Raw genomic sequence first — 16552 nt, forward strand, 5'->3', positions numbered from 1 at the left:
CGGCCTCGCCGAGGACCTTCCAGAGCCGCTCGACGTGCTCGCGCTCGGTGCCGAGCGCGCCGACGGACAGGCGCACCATCCACCGCCCCTCGAGCGTGGCCAGGGAGACGGCCGCCTTCCCGGAGGCGTTGACGGCCTGCGCCCAGGCACGGGTGTGCGCGTCGATCGCCTCGGCGTCGGCCGGGTCAGCGGGTCGAGTCCGGCGGGCACGTGCCGCACGCAGACGGTCTGCAGCGGCGTGGGGGCCACCCGCTCCCAGCCCTCAGCGGCGTCGACCTGGGCGGCCAGCCAGGCGGCGTTGTCCAGGTCCCGGCGCAGGCGCGCCCGCAGGGCCTCGGCGCCCTCCATGCGGAGCATGAACCAGAGCTTGAGGGCCCGGAAGCGGCGGCCGAGCGGCACGCCCCAGTCGCGGAGGTTGACCACGTCCTCGTCATGGGAGGACTGCAGGTAGGAGGGGTGGGTGGCCATGACCTTCTCCAGGAACACGGGGTCCTTGACGAAGAACAGGGAGCAGTCGAAGGCCACGCCGAGCCACTTGTGGGCGTTGACCACCAGGGAGTCGGCGAGCTCCACGCCCTCCCACATCCACCGGCACTCCGGCAGGAGCATGGCGGAGCCGGCCATGGCGGCGTCCACGTGGAACCAGAGGTCCTCGTCCTGGGCGATCCGCCCGATCTCGGCCAGCGGGTCCAGCGCGGTGGTGGCCGTGGTGCCGCAGGTGGCCACCACGGCCGCCGGCCTCAGGCCTGCGGCCCGGTCCTCGGCGACGATGGCGCGCAGCGCCTGCGCGTCCATCGCGTAGTCCGCGTCCACGGGCACCTCGCGGACGTTCTGGCGGCCGAAGCCGGCCAGCAGCATCGCCTTGGGCACGGAGGAGTGGGCCTGGGCGGTGCAGTAGACCACCATGCGGTCCCGGCCCTGGTCCGTGCCGCCGGCGTGCATGGCGAACCCGCTGGCGCGCTCGCGGGCCTCCAGCATGGCGGTGAGGGCGCAGCCGGAGGCGGAGTCCTGCACCACGCCGCGCCAACCCTCGGACAGCCCGAGCAGCTCGCGCATCCAGTCCATGGTGCGGATCTCCACCTCGGACAGGGCGGGGGAGGACTCCCAGGACAGCCCGAGCACGCCCAGGCCGGTGGAGGCGATGTCCCCGAGCACGGAGGACAGCTCCGCGTTCGCGGGGAAGAAGTGGAAGAACTCCGGGTGCTGCCACAGGGACAGCCCGGGCAGGACGACCCGGTCCAGGTCGGCCAGGACGGCGGCGGGGTCCTCGCCGGCCTCGGGGGCGGCGGCGGACAGCTGCGCGGCCACCACGCCGGGGCGCAGCGGGGACATCACCGGCCGCTCGTGCAGGGTGGAGCGGTAGTCGGCGATCCAGTCGATCAGCGCGTGGCCGTGGGTGCGGAACTCCTCCGGGGTCATGCGCCCATTGTGCTCCGTTTACCGACGACGGCCCCTCGCCTCAGAGCTGTGCGTCCAGTTCCCGGACGGCCGCCCGCACCGAGGCGGTGCCGGCCTTCGCGGACCGTATAGCGGCCGCCGCCGCGCCGGTGTGACGCACAGCGCAGGACAGGACAGAATGAGGGGCAACCGAGGAGAGGAGACACCCCATGAGCACCGCCACCGGATACCGCGTGCACAACCCGGCCACCGACGAGGTCGTCGAGACCTTCGACTCCCTGCAGGACTCCGAGATTGACGGCATTCTCGCCACCGCCGTGGCCGGCCAGCGCGAGTGGGCCGCCCTGTCCGTGGACGAGCGTGGAACGATCGTGCAGAAGGTCGCCGACCTGTTCGACGAGCGCAAGCACGAGCTCGCGCAGATCATCGCCGAGGAGATGGGCAAGCGCGTCTCCGAGGGCGTCGAGGAGGCCGAGTTCAGCGCGGAGATCTTCGGCTACTTCGTGAAGAACGCCGCCGAGCTGTCCAAGGACCGACCGATCGAGTCCTTCGCCGGCGGCCGCGCCATGGTCCGAAGCCTGCCGATCGGCGTGCTGCTGGGCATCATGCCGTGGAACTTCCCGTACTACCAGATCGCCCGTTTCGCCGCCCCGAACCTGATGCTCGGCAACGCTATCGTGCTCAAGCACGCGGAGATCTGCCCCCGCTCGGCGCTGGCCGTGCAGAAGATCATGGACGACGCCGGCGTGCCGGCCGGCGTGTACACCAACGTGTTCGCCACCCATGAGCAGATCTCCGAGTTCATCGCGGACCCGCGCATCCAGGGCGTCTCCCTCACCGGCTCCGAGCGCGCCGGCGCCATCATCGGCGCCCAGGCCGGCCAGCACCTGAAGAAGGCCGTGCTCGAGCTCGGCGGCTCCGATCCCTACGTCATCCTGGACACGGAGGACGTGGCCGAGGCCGCCGCCACCGCCTGGGGCACCCGCATGTACAACCAGGGCCAGGCGTGCAACTCGAACAAGCGCATGATCGTGGCCGAGGACATCTACGACGAGTTCGTGGCCGAGCTGGTGAAGCTCGCCTCCGCCATGAAGCCCGGCGAGCCGGCCTCCGAGGACGAGACCGTCTACCTGCCGCTGTCCTCGCGCGGCGCCGCGGAGACCCTGGCGGAGCAGGTGGCGAAGGCCAGGGAGCAGGGCGCCACCGTGCATGTGGGCGGCGAGCTCGCCGACGGCGCCGGAGCCCTGTTCTCCCCGGCCGTCATCACCGATGTCACCAAGGACATGGACGCCTACAGCGAGGAGCTCTTCGGCCCGGTGGCCGTCGTCTACAAGGTGTCCTCCCCGGAGGAGGCCCTCGAACTGGCCAACGACACCCCGTTCGGCCTCGGCGGCGCGGTGTTCTCGCAGGACGAGGCGCTGGCGGAGCGGATCGCCTCGCAGCTCGAGGTGGGCATGGCCAATGTGAACACCCCCGCCGGCGAGGGCGCCGAGATCCCGTTCGGCGGCGTGAAGCGTTCGGGCTTCGGCCGCGAGCTGGGACCGCTCGGCATGGACGAGTTCGTCAACAAGCAGATGTACTACGTGCAGCCTTGAACGACCCCTCGGGTCGTGGAGACCCGACGGCCCTTCCCGAGGGCGGCCGGTCGCTGTGCGCGGACGTCCCCGGCCGTCGTCGTGCCTCGGCCGAGGACGCTGCGCACGGTGTGCGGCAGACTGGGCCGATGACCACCCTGCTCTGGCTCCGCGACGACCTGCGCACCCTCGACCACGAGGCGCTCACCGCCGCCGTGGAGGACGGCGCCGATGTGGTGGCGCTGTGGATCCGAGAGGAGCCCGGGGAGGCCGACGACGGTGGACGCCTGGGCCCGCGTCCCCTCGGCGCCGCCGTGCGCTGGTGGTACCACCGCAGCCTCGAGCAGCTGTCGGTGCGGCTGGAGGCGCTCGGCATCCCGCTGGTTTTCGCCTCCGGAGACCCCCGGTCCGTGGTGCCGGAGCTCGCCGGCTCCCTCGGCGCGGGCACCGTCCGCTGGTCCCGCCGCTACGCGCCGCGCTCGCGTTCCCTCGACGCCGAGGTGAAGACCCTGCTGGGTGCGGCGGGGGTCGAGGCGCACAGCCACGCCGGGGCCCTGCTCACCGAGCCGTGGACCGTCACCACGGCCGCCGGGGGGAACTATCGGGTCTTCACCCCGTTCCACCGGGCCGCCGCACAGATCCCCGTGGGGACGCCGCTGCCGGCTCCGGAGCCGCTCGGCGGCCCGCCGCACGACCTGCTCGCCAGGCTCGCGCGGCTCCACGACGACGGCTCCCTCACCTCCCTGACAGACCTCGCTCTGGCGGACACCTCGCCTGCCTGGTGGGAGGACACCGTCGCCGAGCACTGGGCGCCGGGAGAGTCTGCGGCGGTGGAGGAGCTGGAGGCGATCGAGGCGGGCGTCGGCGGCTACGCCGAGACCAGGGACATGCCGGGGGACCGGGAGTCCACGTCCCGCCTGTCCCCGCGGCTGCGCTCCGGCGAGCTCTCCCCACGCCAGGTGCTCACCGCCGCGCACGCCGCAGACGTCCCGGACCAGGACCGGGCCGCGTTCGTGCGCCAGCTGTACTGGCGGGACTTCGCGTGGTCCCTGACGTACCACCACCCCGACCTGGACCGGATGCCGCTGCGTCCGGAGTTCCGCGCGTTCCCCTACGCACCGGATGATCACGCCCTGCGCGCGTGGGCGCGGGGGCGCACCGGCATCCGCCTCGTGGACGCGGGCATGCGGCAACTCTGGCAGACCGGGTGGATGCACAACCGCGTGCGTATGACCGCGGCCTCCCTGCTGGTGAAGAACCTGCTGCAGCCCTGGCAGGACGGCGAGGCATGGTTCTGGGACACTCTCGTGGACGCGGACGAGGCCAACAACCCCGTCTCCTGGCAGTGGGTGGCCGGCTGCGGCGCCGACGCCTCCCCGTACTTCCGGATCTTCAACCCGGACACCCAGGCCAAGCGGTTCGACCCCGAGGGGGTGTACGTGGCCCGCTGGGTGCCCGAGGCCGACTCGCCGCTGTCCGGGTACCCGGAGCCTGTCGTCGACCTCAGGCAGTCGCGGGCCGAGGCGCTCGCCGCCCTTGACGTCATGAAGGAGCGCGCGTCCACACAGGGCCTGGCCTGACCGCTCCTCAGGTCCGTCGTCGTTCCCGCCCGGAGACGGAAGGGGAGGCGTATCGCTCGGCGGGGCCGGTCAGGCCGTCGCCAGGGGCGGACGCACGGCGCCGGCGTAGGTGTTGCCGGTGTCGTAGGAGGCCACCGTGACGATCTCGATGGTCTTGCCGGACTCGGGGGAGTGCAGGATCTTGCCGTCGCCGACGTACACCGCCACGTGGCGGATGCGGTCGGGATCGGCCTGGAAGGAGAAGAACAGCAGGTCGCCGGGCTGCCAGTCCTCACGTTCCACGGATGGGAAGCCGGACTCGCGCAGCTGCGGGCCGGAGTCGCGCGGCATGTCGATGCCGTGGTGGCGGAAGATCGAGTAGGTGAAGCCCGAGCAGTCGAAGCCGTACGAGGAGACACCGGCCCACAGGTAGGGCAGGCCCAGGAAGCGCTTGCCGGTCTCGATGACCTGCTCGGCGGTGGGAGTGGGGAGCTTCTCGCCCCGCTTCAGCACCTTCACGGAGTCCTCGGACAGCCAGCCGTCCTCGGAGTCCGGCAGGGCCACGCGCACGTGCCCGTCCTTCTCCTCGAGCAGCGGCAGGCGGGTCTCGAAGGAGACGGCAAGCAGGTCCTCGCCGCCGCCGGCGGCAGAGGTCACCGTGGCCTTGTCCGCGGTGACCACCACGGTGTCGTGCTCCTCGCGCAGCTGGGCGAAGCGCTCGTCGTGCACGAGCTGGACCGCCGGCACCCAGCCGGTCATGAAGCCCTCGTCGCGGTGCGGTGCGGGCTGCTCGGAGAAGGAGACCTTCGCCCAGCCGTTCGCGATCTCCAGGACGTCGGCCGGGGAGCCGACCAGGGCCTGCGAGTCGAGCTTGCCGAGCAGCCAGTAGCGGGACTGGTAGTCGGGCATGCGGTCGTTCCAGGCGGCCAGGTCCACGGGGCGGCCCATCGAGGGCTCGTCCACGCCCTGGCGGTTCAGGCCCGGCTCGGTCCACATGGACGCGGCGGTCACGGCCACGAAGGCCTCGTCGCCGGCCTCGATGGGGCGGGCCGGCGCGAAGGTCGGGGCGGCGGAGGTCGAGGGGGCGGGGGAGCTCGAGGACTCGGGGGAACTCGGGGAGGCCACGGCTGCACCGGTGGTGGAACCTCGTCCGCCCTGGGCGCAGCCGGACAGGACGAGGCCCGAGGCGGCGGCGAGGGAGGTCAGCAGGGTGCGGCGGCCGATCAGGCCGTGCGGCGGACGGTGTGCGGACACGCAGGAGCTCCAGTGGGTCGGGGAAAGCCGGTGCGCAGGTGCAGGACGGCGGGCATCGGCCGTGGCCCCCAGCGCAACAGGGGGAAGTCTAGCCTCCGGGCGTCGGCGACGGCCATGGCACCGCTCACATCGTCCCGGCCCGCCGGTGGCGCTCGGTGTCCGCCGGGGCCGGGCGCCGAGCGCTGCCGTGACGACGACGGACTGTCGCCGTCGTCGGAGGGCGACAGTCCGTCGTCGGGGAGCCTCCATCAGGGGAGGCGGCGGTCAGGGGCGGCTCAGACGGCCTTGAGGGCGTCGGTGACCTCCTGCAGGCCCTCGCGCAGCAGCTCTTCGGAGATGGTGAGCGGAGGCAGGAAGCGGACCACGTTGCCGTAGGTGCCGCAGGTGAGCAGGATGACGCCGGTCTCACGGACGGCCTTGGCCACCGCGCCGCAGAGCTCGGCGTCGGGAGCGCCGGTGGCCGGGTCCACGAACTCGATCGCCATCATGGCGCCGCGGCCGCGGACCTCGCCGATGCGGTCGTCCGCGTTCTGCTCGAAGTGGCCGCGGATGACCTGCTCGATCCTCTGGGCCGCCTCGATCAGACCCTGCGACTCGATGGTCTCGAAGACCCCGAGCGCAGCGGCGCAGGCCACCGGGTTGCCGCCATAGGTGCCGCCGAGGCCGCCGGCGTGGACGCTGTCCATGATCTCGGCGCGGCCGGTGAGGGCGGACAGCGGCATGCCGCCGGCGATGCCCTTGGCGGTGGTGATCAGGTCCGGCTCGATGCCCTCGTGCTCGCAGGCGAACCAGGCGCCGGTGCGGGCGAACCCGGACTGCACCTCGTCCGCGATGAACAGGACGCCGTTCTCACGGCACCAGTCGACGACGGTCGGGAGGAAGCCCTCGGCCGGGACGATGAAGCCGCCTTCGCCCTGGACGGGCTCCATGATCACGGCGGCCAGGGAGTCCGCGCCGATCTGCTTCTCCAGGGCGGAGATGGTGGCCTGGGCGGCGGCGACGCCGTCGAGGCCGCCGTCGCGCAGCGGGTAGGAGCCCGGCACCCGGTAGACCTCGGGGGCGAAGGGGCCGAAGGAGTGCTTGTACGGCATCTGCTTCGCCGTCAGTGCCATGGTGAGGGTGGTGCGGCCGTGGTAGGCGTGGTCGAACGCGGCGACGGCCTGGCGGCCGGTGTAGGCGCGGGCCACCTTGACGGCGTTCTCCACGGCCTCGGCGCCGGAGTTGAACAGGGCGGTGCGGGTCTCGCCCGGGGCCGGGGACTTCTCACCGAGGCGCTCGGCCACCTCCACGTAGCCCTCGTACGGGGTGACCATGAAACAGGTGTGGGTGAACTCGGCCACCTGGGACTGCACGTTCTCCACCACGGCCGGGGCGGCGGCCCCCACGGAGGTCACGGCGATGCCGGAGCCGAGGTCGATGAGGCGGTTGCCGTCCACGTCCTCGAGGATGCCGTCGTACGCGCGGGCCGCGTACACCGGCATGGTCGGGGCGAGGGCGCCCGGGACGGATGCGGCCTGACGGGCGGCAAGCTCGCGCGAGCGCGGGCCGGGGATCTCGGTGGCCAGGTGACGGGACTGCTCCAGGGCAGGGCGCTCGGCGGTGCTCACGGGCGGTTCCTCCAGACGGGGGTCGGTGCGGATGTGCTGATCGAGGAGGCGGAGCTGCGTGGCGGTGTCATGCCGTGCAGTGTGCCGACGGCCGGTCGCCGCAGGCTCGCCGCCGTCCTCTCCTGCGGCGATTCTCCGCCCGCCCGTCCATGCTGTCCAATGATGATCCGTCATAGCGCCTATGCTCTGCAGGCATGAAGCATGCAGACCTGGGGCGCCTGCCCGAGCTGGATCCGTCCTTGGTGTCCGCATTCCTGCGCACCGTGGAGGCCGGGACGGTCTCGGAGGCCGCCCGCCAGCTGGGCGTGGTGCAGCCGGCGCTGAGCCGCCAGCTGCAGCGCCTCGAGCGGCAGACGGGGCTGTCCCTGTTCGCCCGGGGCGGGCCGCGGCTGCGCCTGACGCACACCGGCGAGGCCTTCGTCCCGGTGGCCCGCCGGCTGCTCGCGGAGCACCGGGCGGCGGGCCAGGCTGTCCAGATGCTGGCGGCCGGGCGACTCGAGTCCGTCCGCTTCGCCGCGCCGGGCACCACGCTCGTGGACGTCGTCATCCCGTTCGTGGCGACGCTGTCCGAGGACGCGCCGCGCGCGGAGGTGGTGGAGACGGACCTGGACGACTCGCTGGCGCAGGCCGTGGCGCACCACGACCTGGTGGTGATGCCGTCCACCCCGCCGGACACCGTGGCCTCCCTGGCGTTGGTGGACGCCCCGGTCTGGGCCTATGTGGCCCCGCACCACCGCTGGGCCGGGCGGAGACGGATCAGCGTGGACGACCTCACGGGCGAACGGCTCGTGGTCCCGTCCCGCTCCTTCAAGTCCCGCCGTGTGTTGGACGGGGCGCTCGAGGTGGCCGGGCTGACGGTGCCGGAGGTGACGGAGGTGAACTCCGGTCGCGTGGCGCAAGCGCTCGTGGCCACCGGCGCGGGCGTGGCCGTGGTGACCGAGGACCCCGCCTTCGACCTGGTGCCGCTGCACCTGGCGGCCCGCGGTGCCGACCTCGCCGTGGGGCTGCACGCGGCCTGGGCGCCGGACCACTACGGCGAGGCGACGCTGCGGGCGCTCGCGCAGCAGCTGCAGGGGTGGCTGCGGGACCGGTACCACGGCTGAGACCGCCGTGGCCGTGCCCTCGGCGGCGGCCACACTTCTGTATCGTCTGGAATCGTGGCGGGCGGCCCGCCGCGGCGGCGACCGTGCCCGCCGTGACCACCGCCGGCCCTGACCGGGCGAGCCCACAGAGCGCAGAAGGGGATCCGAGATGCACAGGAACGTCAAGCGGGCGATCTGGGTGGTCGCACTGCTCGCCTGCCTCGCCGTGGTCTGGTTCTCGGTCCGTGGCCTCTTCGCCTTCGGAGAGGTGCCCATCAGCCAGGCCCCGACGGCGGCGCCGTCGCCGTCCGTCTCCAGTCCCGCCTCGGACACGGCGTCGCGGTCCGTGTCCTCCTCCGGCGTGCCGTCGTCCTCCAACGCACCGTCGTCCTCCGGCGCACCGTCCTCCTCCGGCGTGCCGTCGTCGGCCACCCCGACGCGGGAGGCCGGCGCCCCGTCTGCGACGCAGTCCCCGGCGTCGTCGGAGGCCGCGTCACAGGAGGCCTCCGGTCCTGCGTCCTCGGAGGCCTCCACCCCTGCCGCCCCGACCTCCTCGGAGGCCGCGTCACCGGGGTCCTCAGCCCCGGCATCGACCTCGGCCGAGCCGGAGCCCAGCCCGTCGCCGACGCCGACCCCCACCGGTCCGCCGGCCGCGCCGATGGACGAGATCACCGCGGCGCCGGTGCATGTGGACGTCTACCACGAAGGGGAGCAGTACATCGGGGCGCCGATCGTTCCGGAGCATCGGGACGAGGACGGGGAGCTGAACCCGGAGCCGCGGAACGTCGGCTGGTACGCGCCGCCCCAGTGGAGCACGACGCCGGGCGAACTGTCCTCCCATCCGGGCATCCTCACCGGCCATGTCATCCACTCTGGGCTGAAGGACGTGTTCTACCGCCTGGAGGAGACCCGCAAGGGGGACCTCGTGGTGGTGACCTATGAGGACGGGACACAGGCGAAGTTCACCCTGGACACGGACCCGGTCCAGATGGGCAAGCGGGACCTGATCGACTCCCCGGAGTTCGCCTGGGCGTGGGAGCTGGAGGAGCCGGGACGGAAGGTCACGCTCATCACATGCGAGCTCGTCCCGGGCTCCGGCATGACCGGACATTCCGTGGACAACTGGGTGGTCCAAGCGACCCGGATCGCCTGAACCGGACGGTCGCGGACCGGGCGCGCCGTTTTCCCCGGGCGGGTGTCACAACGTACCGTTTCCAGTGAACGGCGGCGTATCCGCCGTCGGGGCCGCACGTCGATGCGTCGGCCCCGCCAGCCGAGAGGAACCCCGCCATGCAGCAGCCGAGCATCCGCCCCGCCTTCCGCCGTCCCCTCCGGACGTTCGCGGTCGGCCTCGGCTCCGTGGCGCTGGCGTTCGGTCTGACCGGCTGCCTGGACAGCGCCCAGTCCGCCCGCGAGCGGGCCGCCGCGGCCACCGCCACGGCGTCCGAGGGCGGCCTGCCCTCGCCGAGCCCGACCCAGGATGCCCAGCGGCGGCAGGACATCGTCTTCGCGTCCACCATGCTGAGGAACCAGCGTCAGGCCGTGGAGTACTCGCAGCTGCTGCTGGACAAGGGCGACGGCGTGGACGAGGAGGCGCGCCGGTTCGCCCGCGCCGTCACCGACCGCCGTCCCGAGCTGATCGACCGCCTGGACGGTCTGCTCCAGGACTGGGGCGTGGAGACCGAGGAGGACGCCGAGGCCGTCGCCGAGGCCAACCCGACACCGACCCCCAGCGGCTTCGCCACAGGTCCCTCCGAGGAGGAGCTGATGGAGGCCAACCAGCAGGCCGCCGCGGACCGCCGTGCGGGCCTGCTGACCTCGGAGGAGAAGCGCGCCCTCGAGTCCGCCACGGACGAGGACGCCGGCCGTCTGTACCTGATGCAGATGCACCGTCTTCACTTCGGCTCCGTGATGATCGCGAACACCCAGGTGGAGGAGGGCGAGGACGAGGACGCCAAGGACCTCGCCGAGGAGATCTCCGAGGACCAGACCCGCGTCATCGACGACGTCCAGCAGCTGCTGGGTGAGATGGGCGTGATCATCGGCGGCAGCCGTGACCACGAGCCGAACCCGAAGAGTGCCCCCGCCTCCATCAACAACGACGACGGCCCGGTCACCTTCAAGCCGGACCCGCCCAGCCCGTCTCCGTCGGAGAGCGACGAGAGCGAGGACGGCGACGACCGCGACCGACGCAGCGCGGACAGGTCCGCGGATCCCTCGCCGTCTCCGAGCCCGGCCGACTCCGACTCCCCGTCGAACGACGACGACGACGAGGACAACGACGACTGAGCCTCGGCGGCGACGGCGTTGCACACGCCGCGGGCCCGTGCCGACCCGGCGCGGGCCCGCGGCGTCTTTGCTGAGGCCCGCGCGGACCGGGTGTGCAGTCGACCTACGATGGACCCCATGCCCGCTCACCCGCTCTTCGCCCCCGGTGCGCCGGCCGTCCGTGTCCAGGTCGCCTGCGAGGCGCTGCGCACGGTGGCGGTCGGCGCCGTGATGCTCTGTGTGGGCCGGCTGCTCGCCGACGCCCTCGACCGTTCCGCCCAGGTGTCCGTCCCGGTGGTGGCCGCCGCCGTCGTGGCCGCGCTCGTGGCGGCGGCAACAGAGGCCGGCTCGCATGCCGTCCAGGGGCGCAGCATCGCCGCCGAGTCCCGCCGCCTGCGCGGGGCGCTGCTGCGCCGTGCCTTCGCCCTCGGCCCGGCGCGCTTCACCGGTGCGCAGACCGGCCGGCTCGTGGCGATGATGACCGACTCCGTGGAGCGCGTGACCGAGTATCGCCAGGGCTACGTCGGCCGCCTGGTGGGCGCGGTGCTGGCGCCGCTGCTGACCATCCTGCTGGCAGCGGTCTTCGTGGACTGGCTCTCCGCCCTGGTGCTGCTCCTGCTGGTCCCGGTGATCCCCCTGGCGATCATGGGGTTCCGCCGCCTCGTGGCGGGCGTGTCCGCCGCGTCCCGCGAGATGCGCATGCGGCTGGCCGGCCAGTTCCTGGAGGCGATCCAGGGCCTGCCGACGCTCGTGGGCCTGCGTGCGGCCGGCCGTGTGGGCGACCGCCTTCAGGCCGCCGGCGAGCAGAACCGACGGGCCACCATGTCCCTGCTGGCGCGGAACCAGCTCATCCTGTTCGTCACCGAGTCCGTGTTCTCCCTGTTCATGGTCTCCGCCGCCGTGCTGCTCGCCTGGGTCAGGCACGACGACGGCGCCGTCACTGTGGCAGGGGCCCTCGCCCTGGTGCTCCTGTCGACTCAGCTGACCGCGCCGATGAAGCAGATCGGCGGGTTCTTCTACATCGGCATGGCCGGTCGGGCCGGGCAACGGATGATGACCGCCTTCGTGGACCGCGGCGTGGTGCCTGCCGGGCACGCTCACCCCGGTGGCAGACCGGATGCCAGACGGCCCGGCACCCCGGCCGAGACGGCTCCTGCCGCGGCGTCCCCGGCCGAGCCTGCGCCGAGGCGAGGCGATCCTGCGCAGGAGGGGGCCGTCGTCGTGCAGGGCGTGGACTTCTGCTACGAGCCGGACAGGCCGGTGCTCACGGACGTGGACCTGACCGTGGCCGAACGGGAGACCACGGCGCTGCTGGGCACCTCGGGCTCGGGCAAGTCCACGCTGCTGGGCCTGCTCGCCGGGGACCTGCTGCCGGCCTCGGGCACCGTGCACGTGAACGGCGTCCCGCTGACCGCGGCGACCCAGGACGAGGTGCGTGCGGCCTCCGCCGTGGTGCAGCAGCACACGTGGCTGTTCCGGGCGTCGTTGGCGCAGAACCTGCGCATCGCCGCACCGGGGGCCACGGACGAACAGCTCTGGGACGCCCTCGAGCAGGTGGACCTGGCGCGCTGGGCGCGCACGCTGCCGCAGGGACTGGACACACCCGTGGGCGAGCGCGGATTGGGCGTCTCCGGCGGTCAGGGCCAGCGGATCGCCCTGGCCCGCGCGTTCCTGGCCGGCCGACCCCTGGTGATCCTCGACGAGCCGACGAGCCAGGTCGACCTGGAGTCCGAGGCTGTGATCGAGCAGGCGATCGAGCGGTTGGGGGAGCGGGCCACCGTGGTGCTCGCGACGCACCGCCCCGCCCTGGTGACGGGCCGTGCCGTGCGCGTGCGCGGCGGACGGGTGGAGCAGGAGCGGCGATGACGACGACGGCGCAGTCGCGGACGGCCCCGCTGGTAGAGGTGGGCCGCTGGCTGATCCGCGCCACGGCCCCGGTGCTGTGGCCGCTGGCCGGCTCGGTGCTGTTCCGGCAGGTCTACTTCGCCGCGGCGGCGGCGCTGTTGGGCGTGGGCGCCGGGGCGATCGCGTCCCTGGCGGTCGACGGGCCGACGCCGGCATGGCTGCCCGGGACGGTGTGGACGCTGATCGGCGTGCTGGCCGGGCTGACCCTGGTGAAGGCCGTGGCCGGCTACCTCGAGCACTTCCTGGGCCACTGGGTGGCGTTCAAGGCGCTCGAGCTGCTGCGCGTGCGCCTGTACCGCGCGCTGGTGCCCCTGGCGCACCAGGCCGCGCGGAACGCCTCCTCGGGTGACCTGCTGACGCGGGCGACCAAGGACGTCGACCGGATCGAGGTGTTCTTCGCGCACACCCTGGCACCGGCGGTGACCGCGGTGACGATGCCCGCGCTGGTCCTGGCCGTGATGGGACCGCAGGTCGGCGGGCCGGCGGCGCTGGCGGCGGGGGTCGGGCTGGGCCTGTCCGTGGTCGTGGTCCCGGCGCTGGGCGTGCGGGCGAGCCAGCGCGGAGCCGACGCGGCCAACGCGCGGCGTGGCGAGATCGCTCAGCACATCACCGACTCGGTGCAGGGCATGTCCGAGGTGACCGGCTACGGCCATGTGGATCGTCGGCTGGAGGAGACGGCGGCGCTGGACGAGGCGCTGCAGTCCGACGGCGCCGTCCGCGGCCGGTGGGCCGTGGCACGGGAGGGCGCTGCCCAGGCGGTGTCCCTGGCCACGCTGCCGGCCGTAGTGGCAGCCGGTGCGGCGTCCGGGGCGGACCTGGTGCCGCTGGCCGCCTTCACCGCGATGGTGTGGGCGCTGTTCGACGCGACCGCCGGCGTGCGTGGGTTCGCCGGGACGCTGGACGCCTCGATGGCCGCGGCGCGCCGTGTGCACCAGATCGCCGTGAGGGCCCCCGACGTGGCGGACCCGCCGACGCCGGTGCCGGTGCCCGCGGGGTCTCTGGGCGTGCGCGTGGAGGACGTGGACTACGCGTATCCGTCCGAGGCCGAGGCGCGTCCGACGGCACTCGCGGGCATCACGCTCGAGGTCCCGGCCGGCAGTCACACGGCGCTGATGGGCGCCTCGGGCTCCGGCAAGTCCTCGATCCTGCGCCTGCTTGCCCGGCACGACGACGCCACGGCCGGCACGGTCGCGCTGACCGGGGCCGAGGGGGCCGCGGTTCCGGTGTCGGCCGTGGCGTTGGAGGACCTGAGGACGGCCACGCACTACGTGACCCAGCAGACCACGCTGTTCCGCGGCAGCATCGCCGAGAACCTCCGGCTGTCTGCGCCCCGGGCCGACGACGATCGGCTGTGGGAGGCGCTCGAGGCCGCACAGCTGGCCGAGGCCGTGCGGAAGCGCGGGGGACTGGACACCCAGGTCGGGGAGCAGGGGCGGCGGCTGTCCGGCGGGCAGCGTCAACGGCTCGGCGTGGCCCGGGCCGTGCTGGCCCGCCCGCGGGTTCTCCTGCTGGACGAGTACACCTCCCACCTGGACCCCGAGACCGCCGCGGCGGTGCGCGCCGGCCTGCGCGCGGCGCTGCCGGAGGCGACGATCGTGGAGGCCACGCACACCTCGGCCGGGCTGGACGCCGCGGACCAGGTGGTGGTGTTGGACGCCGGCCGGATCGTGGCCTGTGGGCGGCCCGAGGACCTGAAGCGCGGCGGACCGCTGGCGAGGCTCATCGCGCGGGAGACGGACCGGGCGTGACCATTCTGTGTCGTGGGTGACAGGGCTGTTGCGATGTCGGTGTTCCCCTGGCATCTGCTCACCGAATTCGTAGGCTGTGACGCGGAGGGGAGATGTGACATGGGGCACGTTCCTTTCGGCCGCGCCAGACCGGCCGCGGTCACACGCACATCCATGGGAGTGAAGCACCATGACCCGCGCGACGACCATCGGCCACCGCACCGCCCTCGGCATGGGGGCGCTGGCCCTGACCGCAGCAATGCTGGCACCGGGAGCCGGTGCTGAGACCGCCGGCACCCAGGGCGGCAACCCGGAACCCGGCCCGGTGGGTGGGATCGGAGACCCCGCCGTCTGGGGCTGCTTCGTGGGCTCCACCACGGGCAAGGGCGTCGGCGAGCCCGACTCCACCGGGCGACTGCGCAGCGCCCACCAGATCGTGTTCGCACTGCAGCGCGGTCCCGGTCAGGAGGGCGCCGTCGCCGCGGACCAGGTGACGGTCACCGCGGTGCCCCGCGGCGCCGACACCGAGCCGGTGGAGGTCCCGTTCAGCTTCGAGGGCCCGGTCGGCACCGTGTGGACCAGTGACCTCGGCGACGCGCTCGGGCTCGAGGAGGGCACGGACACCAGCCACGTCGGCGAGGTGGACGTCACCGTCACGGTCGACGGCACCGCCGAGGTGGTGGCGACCCTGGACATGGCGAAGGGCGGCACGCCCGTGGACCACCGGTGCGAGAACACCAACACCGAGTCCGGGCCGCTCTGGATCGACGTCCACTGGACCGCGGTCCCCATGAACATGAACGACCGCGGCTTCCTCGACGGCGGCGGCTGGGCCTTCACCAGCGACGTCCGCGAGTGGATGCCGTTCCGCTGGCAGAGCGACGACGCCACCGCCACCGGGACGCACTATGTGCCCGCCGACGAGGTCGAGTGGACCGAGCACACGCCGAGCGTGTTCCCGCTGCACGGGTTCGAATCCGGCAGACACTACGGGACCAACGTCAGCACCCTGTCCGGAGAGTCGGACCTGAGCTGGATCGAGGCCGAGGGCGTCGGCCCGGACGGCAAGACCTACAGGAGGCTCAGCCTGATCGACCCGATGACCCAGAAGACCTACGACGCGACGCTGGACGGCGCCGTCCCGGTGGCCGGCATGAGCGCCGAGGACAAGAAGGACATGACGCCGCAGCTTCTCCTGAGGGACACGCAGCCCGAGGACCCGAACGAGCCGGCGGACGACGGTCACACCGTCCCGGACAAGGTGGAGACCGGTGGCTCCGCTGCCGGCGGCCTCGCGCTGGCAGGTCTGGGCGGGGCGACCGGCCTGGTGGCGCTGCGCCGTAGGTTCGGCATGGCCTGAGGGCCACGCCGTCACGAATCCGGCGGGAGAGGCGATTCCCCTCGCCGCCCGTCGAAGGCGGAAGGGCCGTCGTCGTGAGCTGATGGGAGCCACGGTGGCGGCCCTCGGCCGTCCCTGTCCGGCCCCGCCGACGATCGGGAGGGGCAGAGCATGGTCAGTCCTCGGCCGAGGGCGGCGGGTCGACAGGCGCCGCGGGGGAGTCCTTGTCCTGTCCGGGCCTACATCTAGTGTCCGGACCATGCAGACACGCCGACGTTTTGAGTGGTGGACATCGCTGAAAGGCGTGTGCAGATGTGCACTGTGCCCGTCCACCGGCTGTGGACAGCGTGGGGTCGAAGCGGCCCGATCCGCGTGTTCGCGCGGATCGTGGTCGGCCGGGAGTGTGGATGGGGTGTGGAGAGAGTGTGAACGATGAATGACATCCGTGTAAGCACTACATCTAGGGATGGTCGCGCCCGCCGATCACCACATGTAGTATCGACGGGAACGAAAGCACGAATCCCCGGATTCCGCTCCGGGACCGATGTGAGCCCCAGTCGGGGCCCGTCGGATGAGAAGCAAAGGGATGCAGATGACCGTCACCGTCTACACCAAGCCGGCCTGCGTGCAGTGCAACGCCACCTACCGTGCGCTGGACAAGAAGGGCATCGCCTACAAGACCGTCGACATGTCCCAGGACCCGGAGGCCCTGGAGCAGGTTCGGGCCCTCGGCTTCATGCAGGCACCGGTCGTCATGACCGAGTCCGACTCCTGGTCCGGCTTCCGCCCGGACAAGATCGAGGAGCTGGCCCAGGCCGCCGCCACCTCAGTCGCTTGAG

The 16552-nt window shown here is 72.7% G+C and carries 11 protein-coding genes and 1 pseudogene; 9 read left to right on the forward strand and 3 right to left on the reverse strand.

The window, feature by feature from the left end; all coding sequences use genetic code 11:
- Positions 1-273 precede the first annotated feature (273 nt).
- A pseudogene (locus CEQ11_RS07215) lies at positions 274-1419 on the reverse strand (aspartate aminotransferase family protein); the annotation flags it as partial.
- A gap of 188 nt (positions 1420-1607) precedes the next feature.
- On the opposite strand from CEQ11_RS07215, the gene CEQ11_RS07220 reads away from it, so the two are divergent.
- Together CEQ11_RS07220 and CEQ11_RS07225 are read left to right on the forward strand one after the other, a co-directional pair.
- Positions 1608-2993 carry an NAD-dependent succinate-semialdehyde dehydrogenase gene (locus CEQ11_RS07220; RefSeq protein ID WP_067190121.1) on the forward strand — a complete coding sequence of 462 codons (1386 nt, stop codon included), beginning with the start codon at positions 1608-1610 and terminating at the stop codon, positions 2991-2993.
- 128 nt (positions 2994-3121) lie between these two features.
- Positions 3122-4552 carry a deoxyribodipyrimidine photo-lyase gene (locus tag CEQ11_RS07225; RefSeq protein ID WP_067190123.1) on the forward strand — a complete coding sequence of 477 codons (1431 nt, stop codon included), beginning with the start codon at positions 3122-3124 and terminating at the stop codon, positions 4550-4552.
- Between the two features lie 69 nt (positions 4553-4621).
- On the opposite strand, the gene CEQ11_RS07230 is transcribed toward CEQ11_RS07225, so the two are convergent.
- The gene (locus CEQ11_RS07230; protein ID WP_067190125.1) at positions 4622-5785 is read right to left on the reverse strand and encodes a C40 family peptidase; all 1164 of its coding nucleotides are present in this window, start codon (positions 5783-5785) and stop codon (positions 4622-4624) included.
- Between the two features lie 275 nt (positions 5786-6060).
- Positions 6061-7392 (reverse strand): 4-aminobutyrate--2-oxoglutarate transaminase, encoded by a 1332-nt coding sequence (gene gabT / locus CEQ11_RS07235; RefSeq protein WP_088478208.1) that lies wholly within the window; start codon positions 7390-7392, stop codon positions 6061-6063.
- Positions 7393-7586: 194 nt separating this feature from the next.
- On the opposite strand from gabT, the gene CEQ11_RS07240 reads away from it, so the two are divergent.
- The 7 genes from CEQ11_RS07240 to nrdH all read left to right on the forward strand — a co-directional run bounded on the left by CEQ11_RS07240 (position 7587) and on the right by nrdH (position 16551).
- Positions 7587-8495: a LysR family transcriptional regulator gene (locus tag CEQ11_RS07240; RefSeq protein ID WP_227718788.1), complete on the forward strand. Its 909-nt coding sequence runs from the start codon at positions 7587-7589 to the stop codon at positions 8493-8495.
- A gap of 148 nt (positions 8496-8643) precedes the next feature.
- A complete protein-coding gene (locus CEQ11_RS07245) occupies positions 8644-9627 on the forward strand; it encodes a class F sortase (protein ID WP_088478209.1) in 984 nt (327 codons plus the stop codon).
- Between the two features lie 137 nt (positions 9628-9764).
- Positions 9765-10763, forward strand: a complete 999-nt coding sequence (locus CEQ11_RS07250; protein ID WP_088478210.1) for a DUF305 domain-containing protein — start codon at positions 9765-9767, stop codon at positions 10761-10763.
- Positions 10764-10880: 117 nt separating this feature from the next.
- Positions 10881-12608 (forward strand): ABC transporter ATP-binding protein/permease, encoded by a 1728-nt coding sequence (locus CEQ11_RS07255; RefSeq protein ID WP_193763002.1) that lies wholly within the window; start codon positions 10881-10883, stop codon positions 12606-12608.
- Positions 12605-14395 (forward strand): amino acid ABC transporter ATP-binding/permease protein, encoded by a 1791-nt coding sequence (locus CEQ11_RS07260; RefSeq protein ID WP_088478212.1) that lies wholly within the window; start codon positions 12605-12607, stop codon positions 14393-14395. The genes CEQ11_RS07255 and CEQ11_RS07260 overlap by 4 nt, the downstream gene beginning before the upstream one ends.
- A gap of 169 nt (positions 14396-14564) precedes the next feature.
- The gene (locus CEQ11_RS07265; protein ID WP_088478213.1) at positions 14565-15734 is read left to right on the forward strand and encodes a hypothetical protein; all 1170 of its coding nucleotides are present in this window, start codon (positions 14565-14567) and stop codon (positions 15732-15734) included.
- Between the two features lie 571 nt (positions 15735-16305).
- Complete coding sequence (nrdH, locus tag CEQ11_RS07270; RefSeq protein WP_067190167.1) at positions 16306-16551, forward strand: glutaredoxin-like protein NrdH; 246 nt, start codon at positions 16306-16308, stop codon at positions 16549-16551.
- Position 16552 lies beyond the last annotated feature (1 nt).

The sequence above is a fragment of the Micrococcus sp. FDAARGOS_333 genome (assembly GCF_002206575.2).
GTDB classification, from domain to species: Bacteria; Actinomycetota; Actinomycetes; order Actinomycetales; family Micrococcaceae; genus Micrococcus; species Micrococcus lylae.

Excerpts from the sequence above, each read along its gene's own strand:
- CEQ11_RS07220 (WP_067190121.1), top strand. The coding sequence starts at position 1,608 with ATGAGCACCGCCACCGGATACCGCGTGCACAACCCGGCCACCGACGAG.
- CEQ11_RS07225 (WP_067190123.1), top strand. The coding sequence starts at position 3,122 with ATGACCACCCTGCTCTGGCTCCGCGACGACCTGCGCACCCTCGACCAC.
- CEQ11_RS07240 (WP_227718788.1), top strand. The coding sequence starts at position 7,587 with ATGAAGCATGCAGACCTGGGGCGCCTGCCCGAGCTGGATCCGTCCTTG.
- CEQ11_RS07245 (WP_088478209.1), top strand. The coding sequence starts at position 8,644 with ATGCACAGGAACGTCAAGCGGGCGATCTGGGTGGTCGCACTGCTCGCC.
- CEQ11_RS07250 (WP_088478210.1), top strand. The coding sequence starts at position 9,765 with ATGCAGCAGCCGAGCATCCGCCCCGCCTTCCGCCGTCCCCTCCGGACG.
- CEQ11_RS07255 (WP_193763002.1), top strand. The coding sequence starts at position 10,881 with ATGCCCGCTCACCCGCTCTTCGCCCCCGGTGCGCCGGCCGTCCGTGTC.
- CEQ11_RS07260 (WP_088478212.1), top strand. The coding sequence starts at position 12,605 with ATGACGACGACGGCGCAGTCGCGGACGGCCCCGCTGGTAGAGGTGGGC.
- CEQ11_RS07265 (WP_088478213.1), top strand. The coding sequence starts at position 14,565 with ATGACCCGCGCGACGACCATCGGCCACCGCACCGCCCTCGGCATGGGG.
- nrdH (WP_067190167.1), top strand. The coding sequence starts at position 16,306 with ATGACCGTCACCGTCTACACCAAGCCGGCCTGCGTGCAGTGCAACGCC.